Origin of the sequence: Streptomyces sp. NPDC006544 (assembly GCF_040611715.1) — a bacterium.
Classification (GTDB): Bacteria; Actinomycetota; Actinomycetes; order Streptomycetales; family Streptomycetaceae; genus Streptomyces.
The window spans coordinates 114,289-136,208 of record NZ_JBEXOV010000004.1 but is presented as its reverse complement, the minus strand read 5'-3'; the positions used below and the strand labels follow the sequence as shown (position 1 = coordinate 136,208).

25 protein-coding genes and 1 pseudogene are annotated in these 21,920 nt (G+C 71.5%); 11 read left to right on the top strand and 15 right to left on the bottom strand.

All coding sequences use genetic code 11. The annotated features are described in order from the left end of the window. Positions 1 to 262 precede the first annotated feature (262 nt). Complete coding sequence (locus ABZY44_RS03400) at positions 263 to 919, bottom strand: hypothetical protein (RefSeq protein ID WP_356649874.1); 657 nt, start codon at positions 917 to 919, stop codon at positions 263 to 265. Positions 920 to 1,530: 611 nt separating this feature from the next. On the opposite strand from ABZY44_RS03400, the gene ABZY44_RS03395 reads away from it, so the two are divergent. Next, a complete protein-coding gene (locus ABZY44_RS03395) occupies positions 1,531 to 2,073 on the top strand; it encodes a hypothetical protein (protein ID WP_356649873.1) in 543 nt (180 codons plus the stop codon). Between the two features lie 36 nt (positions 2,074 to 2,109). Beyond that, positions 2,110 to 2,250 (top strand): annotated as a pseudogene (locus ABZY44_RS03390) (phospholipase A2); the annotation flags it as partial. A gap of 169 nt (positions 2,251 to 2,419) precedes the next feature. On the opposite strand, the gene ABZY44_RS03385 reads toward ABZY44_RS03390, so the two are convergent. Continuing rightward, positions 2,420 to 3,319: a LysR substrate-binding domain-containing protein gene (locus ABZY44_RS03385; protein ID WP_356649872.1), complete on the bottom strand. Its 900-nt coding sequence runs from the start codon at positions 3,317 to 3,319 to the stop codon at positions 2,420 to 2,422. A 57-nt stretch (positions 3,320 to 3,376) separates the two neighbouring features. Between ABZY44_RS03385 and ABZY44_RS03380 the strand changes: the two genes are divergently transcribed. Together ABZY44_RS03380 and ABZY44_RS03375 are read left to right on the top strand one after the other, a co-directional pair. Then, positions 3,377 to 4,192 (top strand): NAD(P)-dependent oxidoreductase, encoded by an 816-nt coding sequence (locus tag ABZY44_RS03380; RefSeq protein ID WP_356649871.1) that lies wholly within the window; start codon positions 3,377 to 3,379, stop codon positions 4,190 to 4,192. 79 nt (positions 4,193 to 4,271) lie between these two features. Next, a complete protein-coding gene (locus tag ABZY44_RS03375) occupies positions 4,272 to 5,003 on the top strand; it encodes an alpha/beta hydrolase (RefSeq protein WP_356649870.1) in 732 nt (243 codons plus the stop codon). 167 nt (positions 5,004 to 5,170) lie between these two features. Here ABZY44_RS03375 and ABZY44_RS03370 read toward each other — a convergent pair whose 3' ends face one another. Then, entirely contained in the window at positions 5,171 to 6,049 is an 879-nt protein-coding gene (locus ABZY44_RS03370; RefSeq protein ID WP_356649869.1) for a trypsin-like peptidase domain-containing protein, read from the bottom strand. A 288-nt stretch (positions 6,050 to 6,337) separates the two neighbouring features. Between ABZY44_RS03370 and ABZY44_RS03365 the strand changes: the two genes are divergently transcribed. Then, positions 6,338 to 6,499 carry a carbohydrate-binding protein gene (locus ABZY44_RS03365; RefSeq protein WP_356649868.1) on the top strand — a complete coding sequence of 54 codons (162 nt, stop codon included), beginning with the start codon at positions 6,338 to 6,340 and terminating at the stop codon, positions 6,497 to 6,499. A 49-nt stretch (positions 6,500 to 6,548) separates the two neighbouring features. Here ABZY44_RS03365 and ABZY44_RS03360 read toward each other — a convergent pair whose 3' ends face one another. The 3 genes from ABZY44_RS03360 to ABZY44_RS03350 form a co-directional block, all read right to left on the bottom strand. Continuing rightward, positions 6,549 to 6,734, bottom strand: a complete 186-nt coding sequence (locus ABZY44_RS03360; RefSeq protein WP_356649867.1) for a hypothetical protein — start codon at positions 6,732 to 6,734, stop codon at positions 6,549 to 6,551. A 102-nt stretch (positions 6,735 to 6,836) separates the two neighbouring features. Beyond that, the gene (locus ABZY44_RS03355; protein WP_356649866.1) at positions 6,837 to 7,211 is read right to left on the bottom strand and encodes a peptidase inhibitor family I36 protein; all 375 of its coding nucleotides are present in this window, start codon (positions 7,209 to 7,211) and stop codon (positions 6,837 to 6,839) included. Between the two features lie 315 nt (positions 7,212 to 7,526). Next, complete coding sequence (locus tag ABZY44_RS03350; protein ID WP_356649865.1) at positions 7,527 to 8,483, bottom strand: transcriptional regulator; 957 nt, start codon at positions 8,481 to 8,483, stop codon at positions 7,527 to 7,529. 253 nt (positions 8,484 to 8,736) lie between these two features. On the opposite strand from ABZY44_RS03350, the gene ABZY44_RS03345 reads away from it, so the two are divergent. Beyond that, the gene (locus ABZY44_RS03345) at positions 8,737 to 9,075 is read left to right on the top strand and encodes an STAS domain-containing protein (RefSeq protein WP_356649864.1); all 339 of its coding nucleotides are present in this window, start codon (positions 8,737 to 8,739) and stop codon (positions 9,073 to 9,075) included. A 9-nt stretch (positions 9,076 to 9,084) separates the two neighbouring features. Here the strand turns inward: ABZY44_RS03345 and ABZY44_RS03340 are convergent, their stop codons facing one another. The 3 genes from ABZY44_RS03340 to ABZY44_RS03330 form a co-directional block, all read right to left on the bottom strand. Beyond that, the gene (locus ABZY44_RS03340; RefSeq protein ID WP_356649863.1) at positions 9,085 to 10,269 is read right to left on the bottom strand and encodes a zinc-dependent alcohol dehydrogenase; all 1,185 of its coding nucleotides are present in this window, start codon (positions 10,267 to 10,269) and stop codon (positions 9,085 to 9,087) included. Between the two features lie 132 nt (positions 10,270 to 10,401). Continuing rightward, on the bottom strand, positions 10,402 to 11,691 hold the full coding sequence (locus ABZY44_RS03335) for a peptide ligase PGM1-related protein (protein WP_356649862.1): 1,290 nt from the start codon (positions 11,689 to 11,691) through the stop codon (positions 10,402 to 10,404). Next, positions 11,691 to 13,157 (bottom strand): ornithine decarboxylase, encoded by a 1,467-nt coding sequence (locus tag ABZY44_RS03330; protein WP_356649861.1) that lies wholly within the window; start codon positions 13,155 to 13,157, stop codon positions 11,691 to 11,693. Before ABZY44_RS03330 ends, ABZY44_RS03335 begins: the two co-directional genes overlap by 1 nt. A 137-nt stretch (positions 13,158 to 13,294) precedes the next feature. Here ABZY44_RS03330 and ABZY44_RS03325 point away from each other — a divergent pair, with 137 nt between their 5' ends. Continuing rightward, entirely contained in the window at positions 13,295 to 14,488 is a 1,194-nt protein-coding gene (locus ABZY44_RS03325; RefSeq protein WP_356649860.1) for an amidohydrolase, read from the top strand. 23 nt (positions 14,489 to 14,511) lie between these two features. Here the strand turns inward: ABZY44_RS03325 and ABZY44_RS03320 are convergent, their stop codons facing one another. Next, positions 14,512 to 14,877, bottom strand: a complete 366-nt coding sequence (locus ABZY44_RS03320; protein ID WP_356649859.1) for a hypothetical protein — start codon at positions 14,875 to 14,877, stop codon at positions 14,512 to 14,514. Positions 14,878 to 15,237: 360 nt separating this feature from the next. Here ABZY44_RS03320 and ABZY44_RS03315 point away from each other — a divergent pair, with 360 nt between their 5' ends. Then, a complete protein-coding gene (locus ABZY44_RS03315; RefSeq protein ID WP_356649858.1) occupies positions 15,238 to 15,714 on the top strand; it encodes a DUF5709 domain-containing protein in 477 nt (158 codons plus the stop codon). 153 nt (positions 15,715 to 15,867) lie between these two features. Here the strand turns inward: ABZY44_RS03315 and ABZY44_RS03310 are convergent, their stop codons facing one another. The 4 genes from ABZY44_RS03310 to ABZY44_RS03295 all read right to left on the bottom strand — a co-directional run bounded on the left by ABZY44_RS03310 (position 15,868) and on the right by ABZY44_RS03295 (position 19,553). Beyond that, entirely contained in the window at positions 15,868 to 16,746 is an 879-nt protein-coding gene (locus ABZY44_RS03310) for a Rieske 2Fe-2S domain-containing protein (protein ID WP_356649912.1), read from the bottom strand. Between the two features lie 307 nt (positions 16,747 to 17,053). Beyond that, positions 17,054 to 17,626 carry a dihydrofolate reductase family protein gene (locus ABZY44_RS03305; protein ID WP_356649857.1) on the bottom strand — a complete coding sequence of 191 codons (573 nt, stop codon included), beginning with the start codon at positions 17,624 to 17,626 and terminating at the stop codon, positions 17,054 to 17,056. A 231-nt stretch (positions 17,627 to 17,857) separates the two neighbouring features. Beyond that, a complete protein-coding gene (locus ABZY44_RS03300; RefSeq protein WP_356649856.1) occupies positions 17,858 to 18,310 on the bottom strand; it encodes a hypothetical protein in 453 nt (150 codons plus the stop codon). Between the two features lie 112 nt (positions 18,311 to 18,422). Beyond that, on the bottom strand, positions 18,423 to 19,553 hold the full coding sequence (locus tag ABZY44_RS03295) for an NADH:flavin oxidoreductase (RefSeq protein ID WP_356649855.1): 1,131 nt from the start codon (positions 19,551 to 19,553) through the stop codon (positions 18,423 to 18,425). A gap of 219 nt (positions 19,554 to 19,772) precedes the next feature. On the opposite strand from ABZY44_RS03295, the gene ABZY44_RS03290 reads away from it, so the two are divergent. The 3 genes from ABZY44_RS03290 (at position 19,773) to ABZY44_RS03280 (ending at position 21,065) form a co-directional block, all read left to right on the top strand. Then, on the top strand, positions 19,773 to 20,213 hold the full coding sequence (locus ABZY44_RS03290) for a MarR family transcriptional regulator (RefSeq protein ID WP_356649911.1): 441 nt from the start codon (positions 19,773 to 19,775) through the stop codon (positions 20,211 to 20,213). Positions 20,214 to 20,417: 204 nt separating this feature from the next. Continuing rightward, on the top strand, positions 20,418 to 20,813 hold the full coding sequence (locus tag ABZY44_RS03285) for a TraR/DksA C4-type zinc finger protein (RefSeq protein WP_356649854.1): 396 nt from the start codon (positions 20,418 to 20,420) through the stop codon (positions 20,811 to 20,813). Between the two features lie 30 nt (positions 20,814 to 20,843). Then, complete coding sequence (locus ABZY44_RS03280; RefSeq protein ID WP_356649853.1) at positions 20,844 to 21,065, top strand: hypothetical protein; 222 nt, start codon at positions 20,844 to 20,846, stop codon at positions 21,063 to 21,065. A 46-nt stretch (positions 21,066 to 21,111) separates the two neighbouring features. On the opposite strand, the gene ABZY44_RS03275 is transcribed toward ABZY44_RS03280, so the two are convergent. After that, positions 21,112 to 21,879, bottom strand: a complete 768-nt coding sequence (locus ABZY44_RS03275; RefSeq protein ID WP_356649852.1) for a class I SAM-dependent methyltransferase — start codon at positions 21,877 to 21,879, stop codon at positions 21,112 to 21,114. Between the last annotated feature and the right edge of the window lie 41 nt (positions 21,880 to 21,920).

Sequence of the window (21,920 nt, the reverse complement as noted above, 5' to 3'; positions counted from 1 at the left end):
CCTATATCAGCAATCGAAGGAATGCCCGGATCGCGCCGGATGGCGCGGTACGAGCTAATGACTCGTCATTTCCAGCGCGCCCGGATGTCCTCATGACGGACGTCGCTGGGCTGAATCGCCGACCTGTCAGGAGGAGCGCACGGACCTTCCGGCCTCGGCGCAGACGTGAGGGTCCACGCAGATTCCGGAAGGCCCGGGCCGTACAGGTACTACAAAGCGCGTTTCCTCGCCATTTCGACGGTGAGCGTAGCCGCCTCGCGGGCTATCCGGGAAGGGTGGCGGGGAGGCAGTTGCGGGGAATGAAGTACCACCCCTGCTGGCCGACGCCATCGGTGCCGGCGGCGCGCGGGTCCCGGATCATCACCCATTTGCCGTCGCGCGAGACGTAGCGCCACAGAACGGTCTGGCCGACGGCCACCCGGCCGTTCACGGCCGAACTGGCCACCGCGGGGACCTTCCAGGGCTGCACGTTGCCGTAACCCTTGATGTGCGATCCGTCCCAGGTGCCACACCCGGACCGGGCGACCGTGGCCACGGTCGCTCCGTCGTCTGCGGAGCCGCCGATCTGGCCGTTGGTGAAGAGCGAGGTCGGCAGCGTGGCCTCGGTGCCACAACCGTCGGCGGCGGACGCACTGCCCGCGACCGCTCCCGAGAAGGTCCACAGACACGCGTTGAGGTCCCCGTACACGCGGCCCCACCGGTACCCGCCGCTCTGCTCGCCCTGCACGTCGACCGTCCAATTGCGGTACGCCGTACCCAGAACGTACGAGTGCGGGGCCCGCCGCAAGAGCGTGTAGTCGGCGGACACGTGCTTGCGGACCGCGGCTCCGGCGGAGGGCGCCTGAACCAGCAGGGGCACGACCACGGTCGCCACTGCCAATGACACCCCGATGAGCGAGGCACGAACTCGTTTTGGCATGGAAATTCCTTCCCTTGAGATGAAGCGGGTGCCTGGTGACGAGCCGACAGCATGCTGACGCATGCGCGGCATTACGCGACTACGGACAAAGCGCCGGACAGGCCGACGCCCGTAGCAAACCGCGTGCACATTACTTCTGCCGCGAAGGAACCAAGAGGCGATGCGCCTCTCTTCCAGCACGGCATGTGCCGCCATCCACCTGACGGGCGAGGCCAGCATTCATCACGCCCCTCACGACAGGCAAGGGTTCACGAGAAGAAGATCCCTACCCGGTCGGCGTTTTGCGCAGAAGGGAAATCGACGGACCGCCAGGTCTTCCCGGTCGCGCATAGGCCGCCGCCGCCGTACGTGATGCACTCCTGCCGATGCGCGGCCGCCGATGCGCGGCCCGCCAACTCTCGGAGGTACTGAACTTGAAAGCGTGATGGCGGTCAGCCCGCCAGGGCGAGGCGGCCGTTCGCCCGCACAAAGCGGGCCGCCCCTGCCAGCGAAACCCGCCCGGAGCCGCGGCCGCCCTCCCAGCGGAGGACTCCATGCCCCTCGCATGGGTGAGCATCAGACACTGCTTCGGGCCGATCCCCCGGCGCCAGCCGGGCAAGGAAGATCGGCCCATGCGATTCACGACGCTTCATCCATCCCCGACGGTCGGTGACACCGCGCGGCCCGTCCCCAGGTGGGCCATCCGCTCCGCCCAGGTCATACCCCTGGTTGTCCTGCCGTCGTGCCTCTGGCGCCTGCCGTTCGCATTCGACTACGAGATGGGCCAGGTCTACGCCGTCCACCAGCCGTGGCACTGGTGGGTGATCCTCTACGTCTTCGGGCTCAGCCTTCTCTCCGAGGGGCTCGCCTACCTTTCCTTCGGCCTGGTGGCCGGATGGGGCGAAGTCGCTCCTTCCTGGATCCCGATCATCGGCGGCCGACGTATTCCACCGCTCGCAGCGATCGTCCCGGCCACCTTGGGCGCTCTGGGGCTGATCGCGCTGTGGGACCCGCTGCCGCTCGCCTTTCTCCACATCGGCGGGGTCCCCCTCGTCGAGTACTCCAACGGCTGGTGGAAGGCCCTCGCGGCAGCGGCCACGCTCCCGCTGAGCCTGTGGGGCCCGCTTCTCCTGGCTCTGACGTACGCGTACCACAAGCGCCGTCGTGAGGAGTGACATGTCGTCAACTTGATTGGAGACGGCCGCCTGCCGGCCTACGGCTTCAACTGGTCCGCGGACTACTGCTCCTCGTCTCCCGACGATCCGCTCGGCTTCCCGTTCAACCTCTCCGGCGCCCGGCACGACTTCGGCTACCGCAACTACAAGGCCGCCGGGACGTTCAGTGCCGACAAGACGGTCAAGCAGTTCGGCTGACCCTCCGCACCGACCCGCGTGTGGCCGATGGCCCGGGTGTGCGGGGTGCCGCCGCGGCCGTGCGGCGTGGGGCGCGACGTGTACCGCTCCCCACGCCTGCTCGGTGGCGGTGGCCTTGCCGGTGGCCCGCCGCGGCGTTCCGCATGCGTCAGCCGGTCAACTCGGCGGCGACCGACCGCAAGAGGCCCAGGAAAGCAGCCACCGCAGCGGAAGGGGCCACGCCGCGCGGGGTCGCGGCGTACACCTGGCGCCGCGGGGAGTCCTCCGCCCGCAGCGGTACGAGGGCGATGTCCGCGCGGGCCGAGGAGGCCGCCAGCTCAGGCACCAGGGTGACCCCCAGGCCGGCGGCCACGAACCCCTGCTTGGCGATCCAGTCGGCGGCCAAGAAGCCCGTCCGGGGCCGGAACCCCCGCGCCAGTGCTGTGGACATCAGGGTCTCCTCGGGACGGCTGCTCGCGGCGATCCACTCCTCCCCGGCGAACTCGGCCAACCGCGCCGAACGCCGCCCGGCCAGCGCATGGCCACGGGGCACCGCCACGTACATCCGCTCGTCCAGCAGGTGGTGCAGATCGCAACCCTCCAGCGGCTGTCCGCACATCGTCCCGACCACGCCCAGATCCAGCTCGCCGCCGGCCAGCAGGGCCAGCTGCAGGGCCGATCCACCCTCGGTACGGGTCACCCGCACGGCAGGGTGCCGGGACCGGAACGCCGCCAGGGTGCGGGGCACCAGAGAGGCGTCGGCGGTGGAGAACGCGCCGATCCGCAGTCGGCCCCCGTCCAGCGTCCGCAGGTCGTCCAGTTCGGTGCGGGCCGTGCGCAGCCGGTCGTCCACCGCCTCGGCGTGCGGCAGCAGGGCCCGGCCGGCCTCCGTGAGCCGCACCCCACGCGGCAGCCGGTCGAACAGCGGTGCACCCCATTCCTCCTCCAGGTTCTGCACCTGCCGGGACACCGCGGATTGGGTATAGCCCAGGGCCTGGGCCGCGGCCGTGAAGGAGCCGTGGCGGGCCACGCTGCGGAAGACCTTGAAGAGCTCATGCGGAATCTGCATGGGAACCATGCTATTCATTCGCTTGTCGCATGGCCGGGGCGGCTCTAGCGTCGGGGCATGAACACCCCCGCAGCCAACGCACCGCACGTCGCCTTCCTCGGTTTGGGCACCATGGGCGCCCCGATGGCCCTCCGCCTGCTCGCCGTCGGCCATCGGCTGACCGTGTGGAACCGCACCCCCGGCAGGACCCGCCCGCTCGCGGAGGCCGGCGCGATCCCGGCGGACAGCCCCGCCGACGCGGTCCGCGATGCGGACCTCGTGATCACGATGCTCGCCGACCCGGCCGCCCTGCGCGCCGTCGCCGACGAGCTGTTGCCCGGGCTGCGCCCCGGCACCCACTGGATCGACACGTCGACCGTGGGCCCGCAGGCCGTACGGGAGCTGGCCGGACGCCTGCCGGACGGGGTGGCCCTGACCGACGCCCCGGTCATGGGCAGCGTGGACCGGGCCGCCTCCGGTGAGCTCTGGGTACTGGCCGGCGGCCCGCTGCCCGGCCCGGTCCGCCAAGTCCTCGACGCCCTGGGCGAGGTGACCGAGTGCGGCCCGGCGGGCTCCGGTGCCGCTCTCAAGTTGGTCCTGATCAACGCGGCGATCGGTGGGGTCGCGCTGGTGTCCGAAGCCCTGGAGCTCGGCTCCGCCCTGGGCCTGCCGGAGTGGCTGCTCCGTTCGACGCTGGCCCGCGGGCCCCTCGCCGGAGCGGTGGCCCGAGCCTATGCGGAGGGCTCCCATTTCCCCGTGGCGCTGGCGGCCAAGGACGTGGAACTGGCCCGGCGGCACGCCGAGTTGCCGGTCCTGGGCGCAGTGCACACGGCGCTGACCGCCCGCCCCGAACTCGCCGTCCGCGACCTGGCGGCCCTCCGCCCGGTCCACTGAGGCCGTAATTTCCGCACCTCAGCGCCTCGTTGTGGCCCCGGTAGAGTCGGCCCGAGGAGCATGTGGATCGGGGGGAATCATGAAGGCAGCGGACGCACCACCCATCGTCTTCGTACACGGGACGCGGTTCAGCGCGGGGCAGTGGAGCCCACAGATCGCGGCGCTGCAAGGGGACTTCCGGGTGGCCGCGGTCGACCTGCCCGGCCACGGCGCCCGTGCCGCTCAACCCTGGAGCCTCGACGCGGCCACGGAGATCATCGCTTCCGCCGTGGATTCGCTCGACCGCGGACCGGCCCTCGTCGTCGGGCACTCGCTCGGCGGATACGCCGCGCTGGAGTTCGCCCGGCGCTGCCCCGAGCGACTGCGCGGCCTGGTCCTTGCTGGGGCCAGTGCCTCCACTCGCGGCCCGTGGGCAACGCCGTACCGGTGGGTCGCCGGGCTCGTCCCCCGCATACCGGCGCACCGTCTGGCCCGGTGGAACGACCGGTTGCTGCGCCGGCTCTATCCACCCGAGGTGGTCGAGGCGACCGTCCTCGCCGGCTATGCCTTCCACACCCTGCCGGCCGCATGGGGTGAGGTGCTGGGCCGGTTCGACGCGGGTTCGATGCGTCACGTGGCGGCTCCCGCGCTCCTCCTGAACGGCGAGAAGGACACCGTCTTCCGTTCCGGCGAGCTGGACTTCGCCCGTGCGCATCCGCACGCCCGGATCGAGTTGGTACCGCGGGCAGGACATCTCGCGAACTTCGATGCTCCGGATGCCTTCACCGATGCCGTCCGCCGCTTCGCCCAGCAACTACCGGCGCGCAGCTGAGTGCGCGGGAGTCGGACTGCGCTGGGCGGCGTCCCTACCCGACCACGGGGTCGGCGGCCACTGTCCTGCGCTTCATCAGCCCCACGAGCTCGTGCAGGCGTGGCGTCCCCGTCGGTCGGATCAGGTGGTGGCCGGCAACGAGAACAGCGGCAGCGGCGAGCAGCTCGTCACCCGAGCTCGGACTGCTGGTACAGGCCGTGGGCGAAGGCGCCGAGTGCCGTTCCGAAGCTCGCGTCCCCGTCACCGCTGATGTTCACCGCGACAACGCTGCCCTGCGCGGGGTCGCCCGAGACGTACGGGCCGCCGCTCGACCCCATCCCCATCAGGCAGGGCACGCGCAACAGGGTCTTGCCGGCCGCCCATGTGGTCACACCCGAGCAGTGCAGCACCCGGTCCGTGTAGGGGTAGCCGAAGAAGTGCGCGGGCGCGCCGGGTTCCGCGGTGAAGGAGACGGGTTGGGCGCCGGTCGCCTCGGAGATGTTCCGTCCGTCGGGGCCTGCGTTCATCTCCAGCATCGCGACGTCCCGCCCGTACCTCTGCCAGTCCTCGGCCATCCGTACGCGCCGCACCGTGAAGCCGCCGTGGGGCCCCGCCCCGTTCTGGTATCCCGGAACGAAATAGAGGTCCTCGTCCCAGGTAGCCGCCTGCGCGGGCGCTCCTTCGGCGGGTGTCCTGACACAGTGCGCGGCAGTGATCACGGTGCGGACGCCGACGACGGTCGCCGTGCAGGCGCCGGAGCCGCCGTTCGTGCCCGACGCGTACAGCCGGCCGACGGTACGGGCTATCGAGCCGCCGTTCGTCCACGCGGGCTGGACCAGACCGTCCTTGGCGTCGTCGCGGGCCACGGCCGCCATGCCGCCGTCGACCCAGCGGGCCTCGACCCCGCGGCGCCCCTCCTCGGTGGTGGCGGCGTCGTGGACCACGGTGCGCGCGCCGGCGGGCGGCGGGCCGTCCCGTCCGGCCGTCGCGGCCGGACCGCAGCCCGTGGATCCCCACAGGACCAGAGCGGCCGCGGCCGCCGCCCCCCATGTGCGTGTGTTTCCCATTGCCCTGACACCTTCGTCCCGCTCGTCGCTCGCCTCCGGGCCCCTGGGGCGCTTCCCCCTCCCCGGTTCCGGACCGACCCGCCGCGCCTGCGCGGTTGATCACCGCGCGGAGCTTACGACAGCACCGGGTCACGGAGGTGAGGGGAGGCCCCGCCCGGGGTGGGCCGGCTGCCGCGGGCGTCGGCCGGTAGGGGCGGCGTCGCCCTCGCCCGGGCCGGCCGGGGGCTCCGACGTGCGAGGATTCGGGCGGGTCCGGCAGTGGGCCGGCCCGATGAAAGGTACCGCGACATGGCAGCAGGATTTTCGGACTGGAAAGTCAACCGGCAGTACGCGGAGAACGACCGGGTCTCCTACCAGGGCAAGCAGTACCGCTGCCTGGTGGCGAACAAGTCCAACTCCGCGTCCAACCCGAAGACGGCCGTGAAGCTGTGGCAGCGTTACTCGGTGTGACCGGTCAGCTGCTGCCAGGGACCCAGCAGGTGGCCCTGTGCGCAGATCGTCAGGGTGTCGGCAGGCGCAGCCCGAGCCGCGTCTGCAGCTCGAGGGCGGCCCTGCGGAGTTGATCGTCGTCGCGGTGGGCGAGGCGGCCGAGCAGGGCGACGATCGCGCCGGCCTCGCCGGGCGTGAGGAGCGGCAGCCGGTCGCCGGGCGCGTCCATGAGGTGCTCGATGTCATCTGGGGTCATGTGGAGACAACAGGCTTCGGACCGCTGCGGTCACGCCGCCGTCAGTGCAGTGCCTGGTCCGGCTCCGGCGCGGGGGCCGAACCAGGCGGTCGTACCTGACGGTCAGGCCGGGCAGGGGCCGGGCCGCACGGAGCTGATCTGGTCGTTCAAGCTGTACTGGGTGACGTTCCCCGTGTAGGTGGCGGAGACGGGCAGGCAGCGTCCCGTGAAGTTGGTCCCCGTGTAGACGGACCAGATCCGGCCGGTGCGATTCCGGAGGGACGACGTGATGTTGTCGAAGTCCAGGGGGAGAGTCCTGCGTTCCCCTTGCAGGCCGAGGACGCGCCCCTGCCCGTCGATGTTCTCGAACAGGCAGAAGTTGGGGCTGGCGCACCGGTCGTAACCGCTTGCGCTCCCCGTGGACGGTGCTGCTGACGCCACGGGCGCGGTCAGGGCCGCGAGAGCGAGTCCCGCGGCCATGGCCGTGCTGGTGGTCATCGTCCGAAACCTCGATGCGGGCATGGTCCCTCCCCTTCAGTCGGTGTTCTTCCGGTGGCGGCGGACGCCGCAGGGCCGGACGGTCGCAGTCCCCCGTCAGGTTCGTGGGAGCACCGCGTGACGAGCTCGGCCCTCGCAGCGTCCGCATTCCCGTTCGGCGTCTTGTCCGCTCTTCGCACCGCCGCGTACAGGTCGTGTGCGGTGCGGCTTCCCATCCTGGGCGAGCCGACGGCCCACGGCCCAGCTCTTAAGCCACGGCTTAAAGGGGGGCGGGGGGCGGCTCCTGACGCGACGGCGGGCGCGCCCCCTCGGAGCCTACGGTGGGGTCAGGGTGCCCGTCCGCAGCAGGGCCAGCCCGAGGGGGGTGGCGAGGTGCCGGACGGAGCCGCCTCGGCGGGTGGTCGTGATGAGGCCGGAGTTCCGCAGCGCTGTCGCGTGCTGACTGGCCGCCGCAGCGGTGACGTTCAGGCGGCGACCGAGTTCGGTCGTCGTACAGCCTTCCGCTGCCACCCGAAGAGCGGCAGCTCTCGTGCGGCCCACCAGGGACTCCAGGTTCCGAAGGGCCGAGCCGTCCGGTGCCGCCGGTCCACCGCCGGTCAGGGCGTGGCGGAGAGCGGGCACCGTCAGCCGGGGTGGCTGTGCGCTGTCCAGCGGGTCCCACAGGAGGCTCACCGGGTGGTTCGCGAAGACGGTGGGCGTGATGAGCAGTCCCCTGCCCCGCAGATGTACCTCGACGGGACGCGGATAGGGAGCCTCCAGTACCGGCGGATTCCAGCGGACCAGGGGTGCGCAGACCGAACGCAGCAGCAGATCGGTGCCGCCCTCCAGCACCAGGCTGGCGCAACGGGTGGACAGCGCGACGAGTGCGGACCGCCCTTCGTGCCAGAAGGGCTCCACGGTCAGCCGGTGGCAGGCGCGCACGGCCTCGGCGAGCTCCCGTCGCGCGTCGCGATCCCCCTCGGACACCCTCCTGGCCCACGGCAGGTGCCGGGGGTGGAAGTCGAGACCCGCGAACTCGCGTCGCAGCCGGGGCACCGGGGCGTGCATCAGGTTGTCCACCGCGTGGTCCAACGAGGGCACGTCACCCATCAGGGCCAGCAGATCAAGCCCGGGACCGCGTACGGGGAGCAAGGACGTCAGAGGCCGTGTGTCCGCTCCCGTCCGGCCGGCGACCGCTGACCTCCACGCGCGGTAGTGACGCAGGTCCCGCTTCTCCCTCAGCAGTTCCAGGCTGTAATAGACCTCCGCCGCGACACCGATCGTTGCGGCCACCCGTGTCCGGGCGAGGTCTTCCGTCGTGAAGTGGATCCGTAACACCGACCGGTCCCCCTGCCCACCGCATTCGTGCACGCGAAGCGCACCACCAGTGCGCTTTCGCGCGGCGCGCTTCCCCCAGCATCCCGCATCTCCCCCTCGGTGGCGCCGTGTTGGCCACCCGTGGGAACGCGGCGGCCGGAAGCCGCTCCGACGCCTCGTCCACGCGAGCGACTACCCCTTCGCAGGCGGCGTGCCCCATAGTTGCCCCATGGGTGATCAGGAGAACCGTGACGCGGCGGCGGGGGCGAGCGGAGGCAACGAGCGGCTCGTCGTGCAGGTCGGGGGTGAGATGGACATCGCGCGGGCACCGATGCTCCTCGCCGCCCTGTGCGCCGCGATCACGCAGCCCGGCGGCCCCGGTGAGATCGCCGTCGACGTGGCGGAGTTGTCCTTCTGCGACTCCTCGGGTCTGAACGCCCTCCTCGAGGCCCGGCACCTCGCGCACCAGCACGGACGCCGTATCAGCCTGCGCTCCCCTCAGCCGCAGCTGCTGCATCTGCTCGAGCTCACCGGAACCGGCCTTCTCTTTCCGGTCTCGAAGGACTGACCCCCGTCGTCAGGGGTGGAACAGGACCTTGACGGCTCCGTCCTGCTTCTTCTGGAACATCTCGTAGGCCTGCGGCGCCTCGGCGAGGGGCACCCGGTGGGTGGCGAAGTCCTCGACTCCCAGGGGGTCGCCGTTCGTCACCAGGGGGAGCAGGTCGTCGACCCAGCGCCAGACGTTGGCCTGGCCCATCCGGAGCTGGATCTGCTTGTCGAACAGGGTCAGCAGCGGCAGCGGGTCGGCCATTCCGCCGTAGACGCCGGACACGGAGATGGTGCCGCCCCGGCGGACGAGGTCGATGGCGAGGTGGAGCGCGGAGAGGCGGTCCACGCCGAACCGCTGCATCATCCTGGAGGCCAGCGCGTCCGGCAGCATCGTGGTCAGGTGCTGGGCCCCCTTCGCGAGGGGCGCCCCGTGGGCTTCCATGCCGACCGCGTCGATGACCGCGTCCGGGCCGCGCCCACCGGTCAGCGTACGGACCTCGTCGGCGATGGCCTCGCCGTAGGTGGCCAGGTCGAGAACGTGTACGCCTCGGGCAGCGGCCCGGCGGAGCCGTTCGGGGACGAGGTCGATGCCGATGACCAGGCTCGCGCCGCGATGGGCCGCGATGCGGGCGGCCATGTCTCCGATGGGTCCGAGGCCGAGGACGGCCACCGTACCGCCGGGCGGGATCGCCGCGTACTCGACCGCCTGCCACGCGGTGGGCAGGACGTCGGAGAGGTACACGAACCGGTCGTCGGGCCCATGGCTCGGTACGGGGATCGGAAGCGTGTTGCCGAAGGGCACGCGGAGGTACTCGGCCTGCCCGCCGGGAACCTGCCCGTAGAGCTTCGTGTAGCCGAACAGGGACGCTCCGCTGCCGTACTCGTGGACCTGGGTCGTCTCGCACTGGGAGTGCAGGCCTTGGCCGCACGTGTGGCAGGTACCGCAGGAGACGTTGAAGGGGATGACGACGCGGTCGCCCCGTTTCACCCGGGTGACCTCCGCTCCGACCTCCTCCACGATGCCCATGGGCTCGTGGCCGAGGATGTCACCGGCGTCCAGGAAGGGGCCGAGGACCTCGTACAGGTGCAGGTCCGAGCCGCACAGACCGGTGGTGGTGATCTTCACGATCACGTCGGTCGGATCCTTGATCACGGGGTCGGGCACGGTGTCCACGCGGACGTCACGCTTCCCGTGCCAGGTCAAAGCCCTCATGGCGACTCCTAGCTCCGTGGCGGGCGGAACGGCCGGCAGGTGTCCGGCGTCGTTCTCGCCCGCGCCTCGTGCGGCAGGACGGTCCATCCTTCTGCTGCTACCCCGCCACGGCGTCTTCAGCGGGTGGGTGGGTCAGCGGCGCTCGAATGCCAGGACATCGGCCAGCGCGGCTTCCCGCGCCTCCACGTCCTCCGTGGTCGTGCCGACGACCGCGTACCGCCAGGAACGGCCGTCGAGGGGCGCGTCCGCGTACAGCACCACGCCCTCGCCGCGTTCCGGATCGAACGCGAGGCGCGACGCCTGCAGCCGGGCGAGGGCTTCTTCGAAGCCGAGGGAGCGCTGCGCCCAGCCCTTGCCCACCGACCATGCCGGGTGCGGGTTGGCGGAGTCCGTGGTCAGCCGGGTGACCATGGCGTGGGGCGTGGTGGTGGCGGTACGTCGGATGTTGCTCTCGTTCGCGTACAGGACCCCGTGCGCGTCCACCAGGCCGTCGAGTCCGAACGGCCCCGCGTAGCCGTGAGCGGCCAGGTGACGGCCCAGCGCCTTCCCCCACTCCTCCAGTTCGTCGGCCACGTGGGCGCAGGACGGTGGCAGCGGGGAGGCGTACCCGGTGAACGAGCCGTGAGCCGTCCGCATCGCACCGCTGAAGAGCGCATGCGTGCCGGAGGGAGTGACCTCCAGCTGGATGCTGACCGACTCGGCCACGTCGAGGCACTCCTCCACCACCCAGATGCCCTCGGGCCCGCCGATGGCATCGAGCGCCGGAAAGACCCCGCCCCGCACGTCATCGCGGGAAATGAAGCGCATCCCGTGTCCGCCCGCTGACCGGTCGGGCTTCACCACGACGCTCCCGTACTCCCCGAGGAGCTCGCGAACCACACCCTCCGTAGCCGGCCGCCGGCACAGCCGGCCTGCCGGCAGCCGCATGCCCAGCGGTTCGACGGTCTCCCGGAACCCCGCCTTCGTATTGAGCAGCATGGTCATCTTCAGGGCGTCCTCGGCGGCCTCGACCGTGGGGTACGGGTGGACCGCGAGGCCCGTGCGCCGGGCGAAGGCGATGACGGACGCGTCGAGCGCCGTGGGGAGCAGCGCCGCGCCGCGGTCGCCGGCGAGGGTCCGTACATGCTCGCCCAGTCCGGCTTCCTCCACGGCTCGCGCCAGGGGGACCGCTCCTGCGGGCGGTACCGTCACGACCGTGACGGTTTCCGGGGTCGTCCTCGTCAGGTCGCAGACGTACCGCAGGAACTCCGGTCCGAGGGGGACGGGGCTGACCAGGACATCGCCGGGCCGGAGCAGCCACGCCTTCCGCGGCGCCTGCTGTGCCCATTCCATCAGGATCTGTCCCTCGTCGAGATCGACCGCCAGGTCCGAGAGGAAGTTCGCGAACACGACGATCGGACGGGACGGGTGCGCTGTCGTCATCACTCCTCGCACAGTACGCGGATGCTCTCCACGTTCGTGTCGACCGCGTCCGGTACGACCATGCCGGATTCCACCCCGGACCGCACGTAGCGCAGGACGTCCATGGTGAGGCGTTCGCCGGGCAGCGCCGCCGGGATACCGGGCGGGTAGGGGGTCAGCATCTCGGCGGCGATCCGTCCGGCCGCCTTGTCCCAGGGCACCTGCTCGGTGGGACCGAAGAAGGCGTCGCGGGGCAGGTCCGCCTGCTCCAGACGGAGACCGGAAGGCGGGGGAACCTGCACGGGCCGGCCCGTCCGGAGCTCTCCGCGGTGCGCGGCCAGGTCGGTCAGGGCTGCCAGCAGCACCCCGGTCGTGTCGCCGTCGTCCGCGTGGGTGAGCTGGGCACTGATGCGGCGGTGGTCGGCGAGATGGAGGTTGATGTGGTGGTTCTCCCGCAGCCAGTCCGCGGCGCGGTAGCCGGTGACCTCCCAGGCACTGATGTCGATGATGATCTGTAGCGGATCCATGTCCGCCGCCCGGTCCGGACCGCAGAAGTCGTCGCGGCCGTGGACGTGCATGCCGTCGATCCGGTCGATGCGGGCACGGGTCTCGTGAGCGAGGGCGAGCGCGTGGTCGTAGAGGGCGCCGCCCTGCTCCACCATCTGCCGGCGCCATCCGTCCAGCGCCGCGTACATGAGGACGGAGGGGCTGGTGGTGCCGAGCAGGTCTTCCCTGCTCTTGAGGACTTCGGGTTCGACCCGGTCGCCCTGGAGGTGGAACACGGAGCTCTGCTCCAGGCCGGAGCCCATCTTGTGGACCGAGGTGACGCACACGTCGGCGCCGGCGTCCATCGCCCAGGTCGGCAGGTCGCGGTGGAACGGCAGATGGGCGCCCCACGCCTCGTCGACGATCAGGGGACGGTCACGGCGGTGGCACACCTCGGCGATGGCGGCCAGGTCCGAGCAGGTGCCGTAGGGCGTCGGCGTCGTCACGAGCGCACCACGGGCGTCGGGGTGTTCCGCGAAGGCCGCTTCGAAGGCCTCGGCGGACGGCGGGTGGGCGAGGTGGCGCTCCGCGTCCCACTGCGGGTCGACCCAGACGGGCCGGATGCCCGAGAGGATCAGGCCGGAGACGACGGCCTTGTGCGCGTCCCGTCCCACGAGGAGCTTCTCGTGGGGACCTGCGACGGACAGCATCGCCGACTTCACCGACAGGGAGCTGCCGCACGTGGAGAAGAACGCGTGGTCCGCCCCCACCGCCTCGGCCATCAGCGCCTGCGCCTCCTCCACGATTCCCTGGGAGGACGTACGGTCGTCCAGGCCGCTGGTGGCCAGGACGTCGGACCGGAACACCGCCTCGCCGAGCACGGCCCGCACGCGGGGGTCGGCGCCCCGTCCCTGCTTGTGCCCCGGGGGCGTGAACGGAGTCTGACCGCTCTCGTGGTAGGCGGCCAACGCGTCGAGTACCGGTGCCTTCGATTGGTCCATGCCGCACGCCTGCCCCCCGGCGGCCCACGAAAACGGACATCGTGCGGAATGCACCGGGGATGCACCTTCCGCGCGTGAAGGGCTGTCCTCGGGACAGAAGCGTGCAGGAAAGCCGTGAGCGGCCAAGAGGAGGAGACGTGGGCGAGCCATCCGACGATCTGTACGCGCGACTGCGCCAGGAGTGCGGCCGCCGGGCGGACGATCTGTGGGAAGTCGGCCGCAGCCTGCACGAGGACCCCGAGCTCGCCTACGAGGAGCACCGTGCGGTCCGTCTGCTCACTCGCCGGCTCGAGCGGGGCGGGTTCGCCGTAGAGACGGGCACGGCCGGACTCGGCACGGCTTTCGTGGCGCGCGCCGGCAGGGGCCGCGGGCGACGCGTGGCCTTGCTCATGGAGTACGACGCACTGCCGGGTCTGGGGCACGCCTGCGGACACAACCTGATCGCCGCCGCCGGACTCGGGGCCGCGCTGGCTCTGGGCAGCGCCCTGGACGCGTTCGAGGGCGAGGTACTGGCCGTGGGGGCGCCCGCGGAGGAGCGGGGCGGGGGCAAGGTCGCCCTGGCCGAGGCCGGTGTATTCGACGGTGTGGACGCGGCGCTGATGTTCCATCCGGGCGTGCACGACTGGTCCTGGGCGCCGCTGACCGCGCAGACCCAGGTCAGGGTGGGCTTCCACGGTCGAGCGGCGCATCCGACGGGCGACCCGACGCGGGGAATCGACGCCCTGGCCGCCCTTGTCCAGCTGTTCAACACCGTGGCCGTGGTCAGCAGGCGTCTGCCCCCGGGCTCACATGTCCAGGGGATCGTGACCGACGGCGGCAGTGCGACCAACATCGTCCCCGCTTACGCGGAAGGCTTGTTCGGACTGCGGGCGGCGACGAGCGCCGCCCTCGACTCTCTGGTCGCAGACGTCGGCCGTTGGGCCGAAGGCGTCGCGGCGGCGACCGGATCCACGGCGGAGGTCACCCGGTTGGGCAGGGGGTACGCCCATTTCCGGGACAACGACGTGCTCTCGGACCGGTTCAGCCGTCACATCGCTCGCTCGGGCATCCGGCTCTCCCAGCCGGCCGGCGGGGTGTACCTGGGTTCGTCCGACATCGGCGACGTGAGCAGCCGGGTCCCCGCCATCCATCCGTTCGTCGCGATACTCGGCGACGACGCCTCGGACCACACTCCGGCGTTCGCGCGGGCGGCGGCCTCCGAGCGGGGTCGCGCGGTGATGCTGGCGGCCGCCGAAGCACTGGCCTGTACGGGCGCCGACGTGCTCACCGACGCCGCACTCGCCTCCCGGGCGTGGGCCCGCCAGCACGAGAAGACGGCCGCGGGCCTTTGACGTACGCGGCACGGGAGCCCGGCCTATGACACGCCTTGGGCGTCGTGCACGGTGTTCGCCCCGTGTGCCGCCTCGAGCGCCAGGGTGACGGACGTGTAGACCGGCACGGTCGTCGAGGCATTGGCGTTGAGCTGGCGGCCCGCGCCGGGGGCCGCGGTGACCACGGCGAAGGTGGAACCTCGCTGCAGTGCGGCCCGGTGGGCCCGCAACGTGGTGCTGAAGGCAGCCGGTGTCCACGTCCCCTCCGCAACGATCAGGGTGTGGTGCGGCCGGTGGGCCCGCAGCAGCTCTTCGACGGCGAGAGTGAGGGCGGCGCGGTGACGGATCGTCACTTCAGGGGCGAGCCGAACGGTGAGGACGCCGTCGGCGAAGTGGTGGGTCATCAACATGGAGGTCCTTGGTCCTGTGCCGCGCGGTGGCGAGACGCGATCAGAGGTGCCGCGTTCGTACGCTCCTGTCCGCCGGGACGTCGTGCGCGCAGGAGCCGGCCCCGAGCCGTGCCGCGTCCGTTTCGTTCCGCGGACGGTCGGGTCCCGTACAGCGTGGCAGGCGGGGGCCCGTCCGGCGAACGAAGAACTCGCTCGGCTCCCCCGTTCGGCTCTCGACCCGATCGCGCCCCTCCCCCGTCCCGGGTGGTCCGAGCGTTCCGGCCCGTGCCTCTGGCCGCGATACTTAAAACGGCACAACCCGGCAAGGCGCCTGGAGGTGCCTCGAACAGAAGACTCGGGTGATCCGATCGGAGGAACACGATGAGTGACGACCAGAGAGCGGATGACGTGTACCAGCCGACCGGCGGCAATGACGAGCAGGGGGACGCGGCACCGCTGGACCTGCAGAATGCCGTGGGCGAACGGACGTACGACGACATGCTGGACGAGGGCTACTCGCCGCCTGAGAAGCCGCTCGGCGTGACGAAGTACGGGACGACCGCAGCGGAGCAGCACGAGGGGGAGTCCCTGGACCAGCGCCTGGCACAGGAGGTGCCGGAGGGCGCTCCGGACGTGGGCGACGGCCTGGGGGACGTACCGGGAGGCGAAGGGGAGCCCCGCCTGGGCGCGGAGGCGGGAACGGTCCGCGCGGGCCGCCTGACCGCTCCCGACGAGGGCGCGCACACGGACGTGACGAAGGAACTGGTGGCCGAGGACCACGGAATAGACGCGGGTGCAGCGAGCGCGGAGGAGGCCGCCGTCCACATCGTGGAGAACGAGCCGGGCGGGGACGCGTAAAGCGACGCGGTCGAAGGACGCGGCCGAAGGTCGCGGCCGAAGGTCGCGGCCGAAGGTCGCGGAGAGGCTGGCGCGACCCCTTCCGGAGCTGGAGGACCCGCGCAGATGCGGCCCGCAGACACGCGGCCCTCGGACCCCGCGCGTGCACGTGCCCTACCGGGCGGCTTCGGCGTCGACGCCCTTCCGGTCGGCCGCTCGGGTCCGCTGCCGGAGACGGGCCTCCACGCGGCCCCCGATCGTGCGGGTCTCGAACGCCGGCTGGGGAGCGGTGGCCGGGCCTGTCGTGTTCCATCCGTCGGTCAGGCGGAACGTGCTGCCGTGCCACGGGCAGCGGATGCAGCCGTCGGTGATCTCGCCCTCGGACAGGGGGCCACCCATGTGGCTGCACCGGTCGGCCAGCACCCGCACCGCGCCCGCGCTCTCGCGCACCACCACGACCGGCTCCTCGCCCACGTGGGCGCGTACGGGCGTGCCCTCCGGGAAGTGTGACAACTCCCCCAGGGGCTGCCAGTCGGGCCCGATCAGGTCAGGGATGTGCTCGGCATGGTTGGCGCCCGCCCCCTGCCGGAAGGCCATGTGTCCGCCCAGAGCTCCGCCGGCACTCACCGCTACCAGCCCGGCGAGACCCCATACGCGGCCGCGTACGAACCGGCCGCGGGTGCGGGCGGCGAACGAGGCGGCATACAGGGCGACACCCGCCACGTTGGACGCCGCGTGCACCAGCCCCACGCGCATCTGCGGCCGTCGCAGTTCGGCCCAGTCCGTCCACCCGGCCCAGGCCGCGGGCAACGCGGTCACCAGGCCGACCCCCACCAGGGTGCGCGCCGCCCGCTGCTGCCCCGGCACGCAGTCCAGCACCGCGGCGGACATCCAGCTGCCCATGGGTAGCTGCACCAGCAGCGGATGCACGGGATGCCCCAGCCACCGCCCGTGCAGGACGTCCCGGCCCCGGCCCATCGGCACCGCCCGGACCACCGCCCGCAGGGCATCGGCCAGCCGGTCCGCCCGCTCGGAACGCTCCAGGCGGTCCATCGCGGTCAGGACCCGCCCCGGCCCCGCCTCGGACGGCAGGACGGTACGGACCGCGCAGGCCAGACGTTCCCATGTCACAGAGGTATCCATAGCAACCCGTGTAACCCGCCGCAGGTTCCGTGAAACGGCCTGCCCCGGGCCGCCGGCATCACCCCACGCGCCGCGACACCGGCGCCCAGCAGGGATTCCCGTCCGGGGACCACCCGGCCCGATCCGCCGCTCCTCACCCGTTAGGAGGCAGGCAGTGCGGCACTTCACCGCCCGAGGCCCGGCGGCCCGCTTTGGACGGTCGAGCGGTGGAGCCGTATCAGTGGACGACGTCGAACACGTTCTTCTGCAGGCCGTTGGCGTAGGCCTCGTGCTCGACCAGCCTCAGCTTCTGGGTGTCCTTGTCCGTGGCGCTGAACAGACGCTTGCCCGCGCCGAGGAGGAGCGGGAAGACGAGCAGGTGGTAGCGGTCGATCAGACCCGCGTCGGAAAGACCCTGGTTCAGGGCGGCGCTGCCGTGGACGATGATCGGGCCGCCTTCGGTCTCCTTCAGCGCGGCGACGTCCTCGAGCGAGCGCAGGATCGTGGTCCGGCCCCAGTCGCTCACCAGGTCGTCCTCGGTGAGCGTGGTGGAGACGACGTACTTCGGCATCGCCTTGTAGCCGGCGAAGTCCGCCATACCAGGCCATACCGGGCTGAACGCCTCGTAACTGGTCCGGCCCAGCAGCATCGCGGTCGCCTCCTCCTGCTCACGGCCCTTGATCTCGAATGCCTCGGGGAGGAATTCGACGTCCTTGAACGTCCATCCCGAGTTGCGGTAGCCGGGCTCGCCACCCGGACCCTCCACGACACCGTCGAGGGAGATGAAAGCGGTGCTGATCAGAGTGCGCATCGAAGGTTCCCCGATGTCTCGGCAGGCTCAACAGGTCAGGTCGGTCGCGCTTCGGCCCGGTACTCGCGGCCTCCGCACACCCGTCATGATCTTCGACTGCGGCGCCCGAAGAAACTCATCGGTCGTCCCAAAAACATCTTCATTGCGTGCGCTCACCCTGATGAGGCGACTGCCCGGGGAACGGGCTCCAGCTCGGATCCGCACCCCCCGAGGGCTGCCACGCCACGTCACTCAAGCAGACGCGGAACGGCGGACCAGACGCCCGTCGAGGACGACCTCCAGCCAGGTGTAGCAGTCACCGATCCACAGCCCGACCTCCGCCCCACACCCGCCGCAGGCCAGATTCGGCCCCTCGTGCCCGGCCGGCCCGCAGCAGCCGCTCCAGCGACTCAGGATCTTCGTGGTGCCGACCAGGTCACCCGGGCTCAACAGCAGGTCCACCCCCGGCCCGTGCCCCGCCCTGGACTTGCCGAAGCCCTTGGGCGGTGAACCCCAGCTGATGCGCCCGGGCTCCGGGTCGCGGGCGAAGGTGCCCGCCGCCATCCTGGGCGGGCAGGGCTCCACCGGCGTGTCGAGCGGGGTCCAGACCTCGTCCTCCGCCGGTGGTCGCACCTCACGCACCGGCGCGGACAGCCGAGCACCGCACACGGCGCAGGAGAAGACCTCGGCACCAGCCATCCGCATGTCGCCTCTCCCGGGCTGTCGTGCCGACGAAGCTACCCCACGCCGCTGACACACCCCCGCCGCGACCGCCCCTCGAAGCTCAGGTGGGGCGAAGTCGTCGGCGCGGCCGGCCCTACCGGCTGAGCGACCGGAGCGCCGCCGCGTCGTACGGCTTCAGCTCGTCGAAGCGGTTGCCGAGGACCTTCGCCGCCCACTGCGGGTCCTGGAGCAGCGCCCGGCCGACGGCGACCATGTCGAACTCGTCGCGCTCCATGCGGTCCAGGAGGTTGTCGATGTCGCCGAGCGCCGCGCCCTCCCCGGCGAAGGCCCGGAGGAAGTCCCCGTCGAGGCCGACCGAGCCGACGGTGATGGTCGGCCGGCCGGTGAGCTTCTTGGTCCAGCCCGCCAGGTTCAGGTCCGAGCCCTCGAACTCCGGGAGCCAGTAGCGCCGGGTGGAGGCGTGGAACACGTCGACGCCCGCCGCCGCCAGCGGGGCCAGGATCGCCTCCAGCTCCTCCGGGCTCTGCGCGAGCCGGGCGTCGTAGGCCTCCTGCTTCCACTGCGAGTAACGGAAGATCACCGGGAAGTCGGCCGGGACGCGTTCGCGGACCGCCGCCACGATCTCCGCGGCGAACTTCGTGCGGGCCACCGCGTCGCCGCCGTACGCGTCGGTGCGGCGGTTGGTCCGCTCCCACAGGAACTGGTCGAGCAGGTAGCCGTGGGCGCCGTGCAGTTCGACGCCGTCGAAGCCGATCCGCTCGGCCTCCGCGGCGGCGTCGGCGAACGCCCCGATGACGTCGTCGAGGTCGGCGCGGGTCATCGCCCTGCCGGTCCCCTCGGTGCCGTCGACGCGGATGCCGGAGGGGCCGACGGCGGGCGCGTCGACGTACGGTGCCTCGCCCTGCTTGCGCACCATGCCTATGTGCCAGAGCTGGGGCACGATGGTGCCGCCCGCCTCGTGCACGGCCGATGCGACCTTCGCCCACCCAGCCAGCTGCTCCTCGCCCTCGAACCGCGGCACGCGGTCGCTCTGCCCGGCGGACTCGTGGCCGACGTAGGTGCCCTCGGTGACGATCAGGCCCACACCCGCGGCGGCCCGGCTGGCGTAGTACGCCTGCACGTCCTCGCCGGGCACGCCGCCGGGGGAGAACATCCGCGTCATCGGAGCCATCGCGATGCGGTTGGGGACGGTCAGGCCGTTCAGGGTGACGGGCCGGGAAAGGATCTCGGCGGCGCGGGAGGCGGTGGACGTGGTGACGGTCATGCGGGTCCTCCGGGGTGAGGCTGCGGCTCGTCGGACGGCAACGAGAAATGCATAGTACACATGTTATGTATCATGCATATTGCCGTCTTCCCGGCTTGGCCTCGGTCTCGCGCGGAGCCGCCCGCGGACCCGCAGGGGTCCGCCGGTGCACGGGTCCGCGATAATGGAGCGCCGGAGGGAGTGGGAGGCGCAGTGCTGGAGAAACTGGAGCGGGAGCTGATGCTGCTCTCGCGGCACCAGGTGCTGGCCCGGCGCGAGCGCGACCCCGAGCGCCTGGAGCGGTCGGCGTACCTGCTGCTCAGCCGGATCGACACCCAAGGCCCCATGTCCATCGGACAGTTGGCGGATGCCTTCGGACTCGACACCTCGACCGTGAACCGCCAGACGGCCGCCCTGCTGCGCTGCGGTCTGGCCGAGCGCGTCGCGGACCCGGACGGCGGCATGGCCCGCAAGCTGCACATCACCGCCGAAGGCGGGCGCCGGCTCGCCGGGGACCGTGAGGTCAACCGTTCCTGCCTGGCCCGGGTGGTCGCCGACTGGTCCCCCGAGCAGGTACAGGAGCTGGAGGACGTCCTGGTCCGGCTCAACCGCAGCGCCGAGGCCCTCGAAGGACGGCACTGGCCGCGCTCGGAGGAAGACGACGCCCGCACCGCGCCCTAAGGGCTCTCCCGCAATCCCCGGCGGGCGCACGACGCCAGCTACGGCACCTCGCCGCGTTGCCGGAACGCCCGAATACGCCCAGTATGGGGGCGCTCCTCCGCCTTGCGATGCACCGCATCTGACGCCGTGCGCCGACCCACCGGGGATTGCGGGACAGCCCCTAGCCGGAGGAATCGGGCAGCGTGGAGCAGCGTTGACACACGCATGGACGCTGCGCCCCGCCCCGACCCCGACGAGCGCGGCCCGTCCCCCCTCCGGGGCGCCCGCGTCCGCCTCGCGGCCGACCGCGCCGACACGCTCGCACGGGCAGCCGCACTGGGTCGTGACTACGACGGGATCGTCGCGGCGAACGCCCTGGTCGCCGTCGACGACGAGCACGACCCCGAGGGCGCCAGTACCGCCTTCGAGCGGGCCCACGTGGCCGCCTTGATGGCACAGGCGCGCGAACACCTGGAAGAACTGGACCAAGCTCTGGAACGGCCCGAACGAGGCGAGTACGGACAGTGCGTGTCCTGCGGCCAGACGATTCCGCCCGAGCGTCTGGAGATCCGGCCGGCGGCGACCACCTGCGTCCGCTGCGCCCGGCCCGGCAGGACGTAACCCGGTTCCGGACATGATCGTTGTCAGCGCATGGACCACACCAAGCGCGTACTTGCCGCCATCGCCCTGGCCGGGGCGGCCCTGACGGTCACGGGCACCGCCCACGCCGACGGCAGCCCCCTCGGAGCCTCCTTGGACAGTGCGGCCGCGAACCTCGGCTCCTACACCACCACCGGAACCATCGAAGGAGGACCGGACCCCCTCCACTCCCTCACGGCCCCGGTCGAAGCCCTCGGCAACGGCCTGCGGTAGCTCGACACCACGGGCGGAGCGGCGCGTCCTCCACCGGCGGGTCTCGTCAGCGTGCCGCCTCCCCCGGCGGTACCTCGACGACGAAGAACAGGAAGCAGGTCTTGGTGGAAAGGTCGTGGAAGTCGTCGGGGAACAGTTCACGGGCGGCCGGGTCGGGCTGAGGCTCGCTGATGACGGAAATGCGGAAGCCGGCGGTGGTGAAGGCATCGGTCATCGCGTGCAATGACCTGCGCCAGAACCTCATCGGGACGGACTGCCCACCGAACGTCCACTCGAAGCAATAGCTGGTGGTCGCAAAATAGTCGGGCCGGGGATCCTGGAGCGTGTAGGCCACGAAGGGGTGGTCCACCGACGCGATCAGCCGGCCGCCGGGCTTCAGCACGCGCCGCAACTCGGCCAGCGTCGGCCCCCAGTCCTCCAGGTAGTGCAGCACGAGTGACGCGACCACGTCGTCGAACGCACCGTCGGCGAACGGCAGGCGGTCCCTCAGGTCCGCCACGTGCAGGTCCGCGTCGTCACCGAGCCGCCGCCCGGCCAACGCCACCATCTCCGCGCTGGCGTCGATGCCGGTGACGACCGCGCCGCGATCGCGTAACGCGGCGGTCAGAGGGCCCGAGCCGCAACCGGCGTCCAGGATGAGACGCCCGGCCACGTCGCCGGCGAGGGCCACCATCGCGGGTCGCTCGTAGTACGCGTTCACGAGACTGTTCTCGTTCTCCGCCGAGTACGCCTCGGCGAAGCTGTCGTAGTCGTTCGCCTGGCGCGGACCTGCAGGCTGGTCGAAGCTCTCCGGCACGTTGGTCATGCCGTCCATCGTCGCAACCTCGTGGTCGCCCGGTCAGCCGGCCCCGGGCA

Excerpts from the sequence above, each read along its gene's own strand:
- ABZY44_RS03400 (WP_356649874.1), bottom strand. The coding sequence starts at position 919 with ATGCCAAAACGAGTTCGTGCCTCGCTCATCGGGGTGTCATTGGCAGTG.
- ABZY44_RS03395 (WP_356649873.1), top strand. The coding sequence starts at position 1,531 with ATGCGATTCACGACGCTTCATCCATCCCCGACGGTCGGTGACACCGCG.
- ABZY44_RS03385 (WP_356649872.1), bottom strand. The coding sequence starts at position 3,319 with ATGCAGATTCCGCATGAGCTCTTCAAGGTCTTCCGCAGCGTGGCCCGC.
- ABZY44_RS03380 (WP_356649871.1), top strand. The coding sequence starts at position 3,377 with ATGAACACCCCCGCAGCCAACGCACCGCACGTCGCCTTCCTCGGTTTG.
- ABZY44_RS03375 (WP_356649870.1), top strand. The coding sequence starts at position 4,272 with ATGAAGGCAGCGGACGCACCACCCATCGTCTTCGTACACGGGACGCGG.
- ABZY44_RS03370 (WP_356649869.1), bottom strand. The coding sequence starts at position 6,049 with ATGGGAAACACACGCACATGGGGGGCGGCGGCCGCGGCCGCTCTGGTC.
- ABZY44_RS03365 (WP_356649868.1), top strand. The coding sequence starts at position 6,338 with ATGGCAGCAGGATTTTCGGACTGGAAAGTCAACCGGCAGTACGCGGAG.
- ABZY44_RS03360 (WP_356649867.1), bottom strand. The coding sequence starts at position 6,734 with ATGACCCCAGATGACATCGAGCACCTCATGGACGCGCCCGGCGACCGG.
- ABZY44_RS03355 (WP_356649866.1), bottom strand. The coding sequence starts at position 7,211 with ATGACCACCAGCACGGCCATGGCCGCGGGACTCGCTCTCGCGGCCCTG.
- ABZY44_RS03345 (WP_356649864.1), top strand. The coding sequence starts at position 8,737 with ATGGGTGATCAGGAGAACCGTGACGCGGCGGCGGGGGCGAGCGGAGGC.
- ABZY44_RS03340 (WP_356649863.1), bottom strand. The coding sequence starts at position 10,269 with ATGAGGGCTTTGACCTGGCACGGGAAGCGTGACGTCCGCGTGGACACC.
- ABZY44_RS03335 (WP_356649862.1), bottom strand. The coding sequence starts at position 11,691 with ATGACGACAGCGCACCCGTCCCGTCCGATCGTCGTGTTCGCGAACTTC.
- ABZY44_RS03330 (WP_356649861.1), bottom strand. The coding sequence starts at position 13,157 with ATGGACCAATCGAAGGCACCGGTACTCGACGCGTTGGCCGCCTACCAC.
- ABZY44_RS03320 (WP_356649859.1), bottom strand. The coding sequence starts at position 14,877 with ATGTTGATGACCCACCACTTCGCCGACGGCGTCCTCACCGTTCGGCTC.
- ABZY44_RS03315 (WP_356649858.1), top strand. The coding sequence starts at position 15,238 with ATGAGTGACGACCAGAGAGCGGATGACGTGTACCAGCCGACCGGCGGC.
- ABZY44_RS03310 (WP_356649912.1), bottom strand. The coding sequence starts at position 16,746 with ATGGACCGCCTGGAGCGTTCCGAGCGGGCGGACCGGCTGGCCGATGCC.
- ABZY44_RS03305 (WP_356649857.1), bottom strand. The coding sequence starts at position 17,626 with ATGCGCACTCTGATCAGCACCGCTTTCATCTCCCTCGACGGTGTCGTG.
- ABZY44_RS03300 (WP_356649856.1), bottom strand. The coding sequence starts at position 18,310 with ATGCGGATGGCTGGTGCCGAGGTCTTCTCCTGCGCCGTGTGCGGTGCT.
- ABZY44_RS03295 (WP_356649855.1), bottom strand. The coding sequence starts at position 19,553 with ATGACCGTCACCACGTCCACCGCCTCCCGCGCCGCCGAGATCCTTTCC.
- ABZY44_RS03290 (WP_356649911.1), top strand. The coding sequence starts at position 19,773 with ATGCTGCTCTCGCGGCACCAGGTGCTGGCCCGGCGCGAGCGCGACCCC.
- ABZY44_RS03285 (WP_356649854.1), top strand. The coding sequence starts at position 20,418 with ATGGACGCTGCGCCCCGCCCCGACCCCGACGAGCGCGGCCCGTCCCCC.
- ABZY44_RS03280 (WP_356649853.1), top strand. The coding sequence starts at position 20,844 with ATGGACCACACCAAGCGCGTACTTGCCGCCATCGCCCTGGCCGGGGCG.
- ABZY44_RS03275 (WP_356649852.1), bottom strand. The coding sequence starts at position 21,879 with ATGGACGGCATGACCAACGTGCCGGAGAGCTTCGACCAGCCTGCAGGT.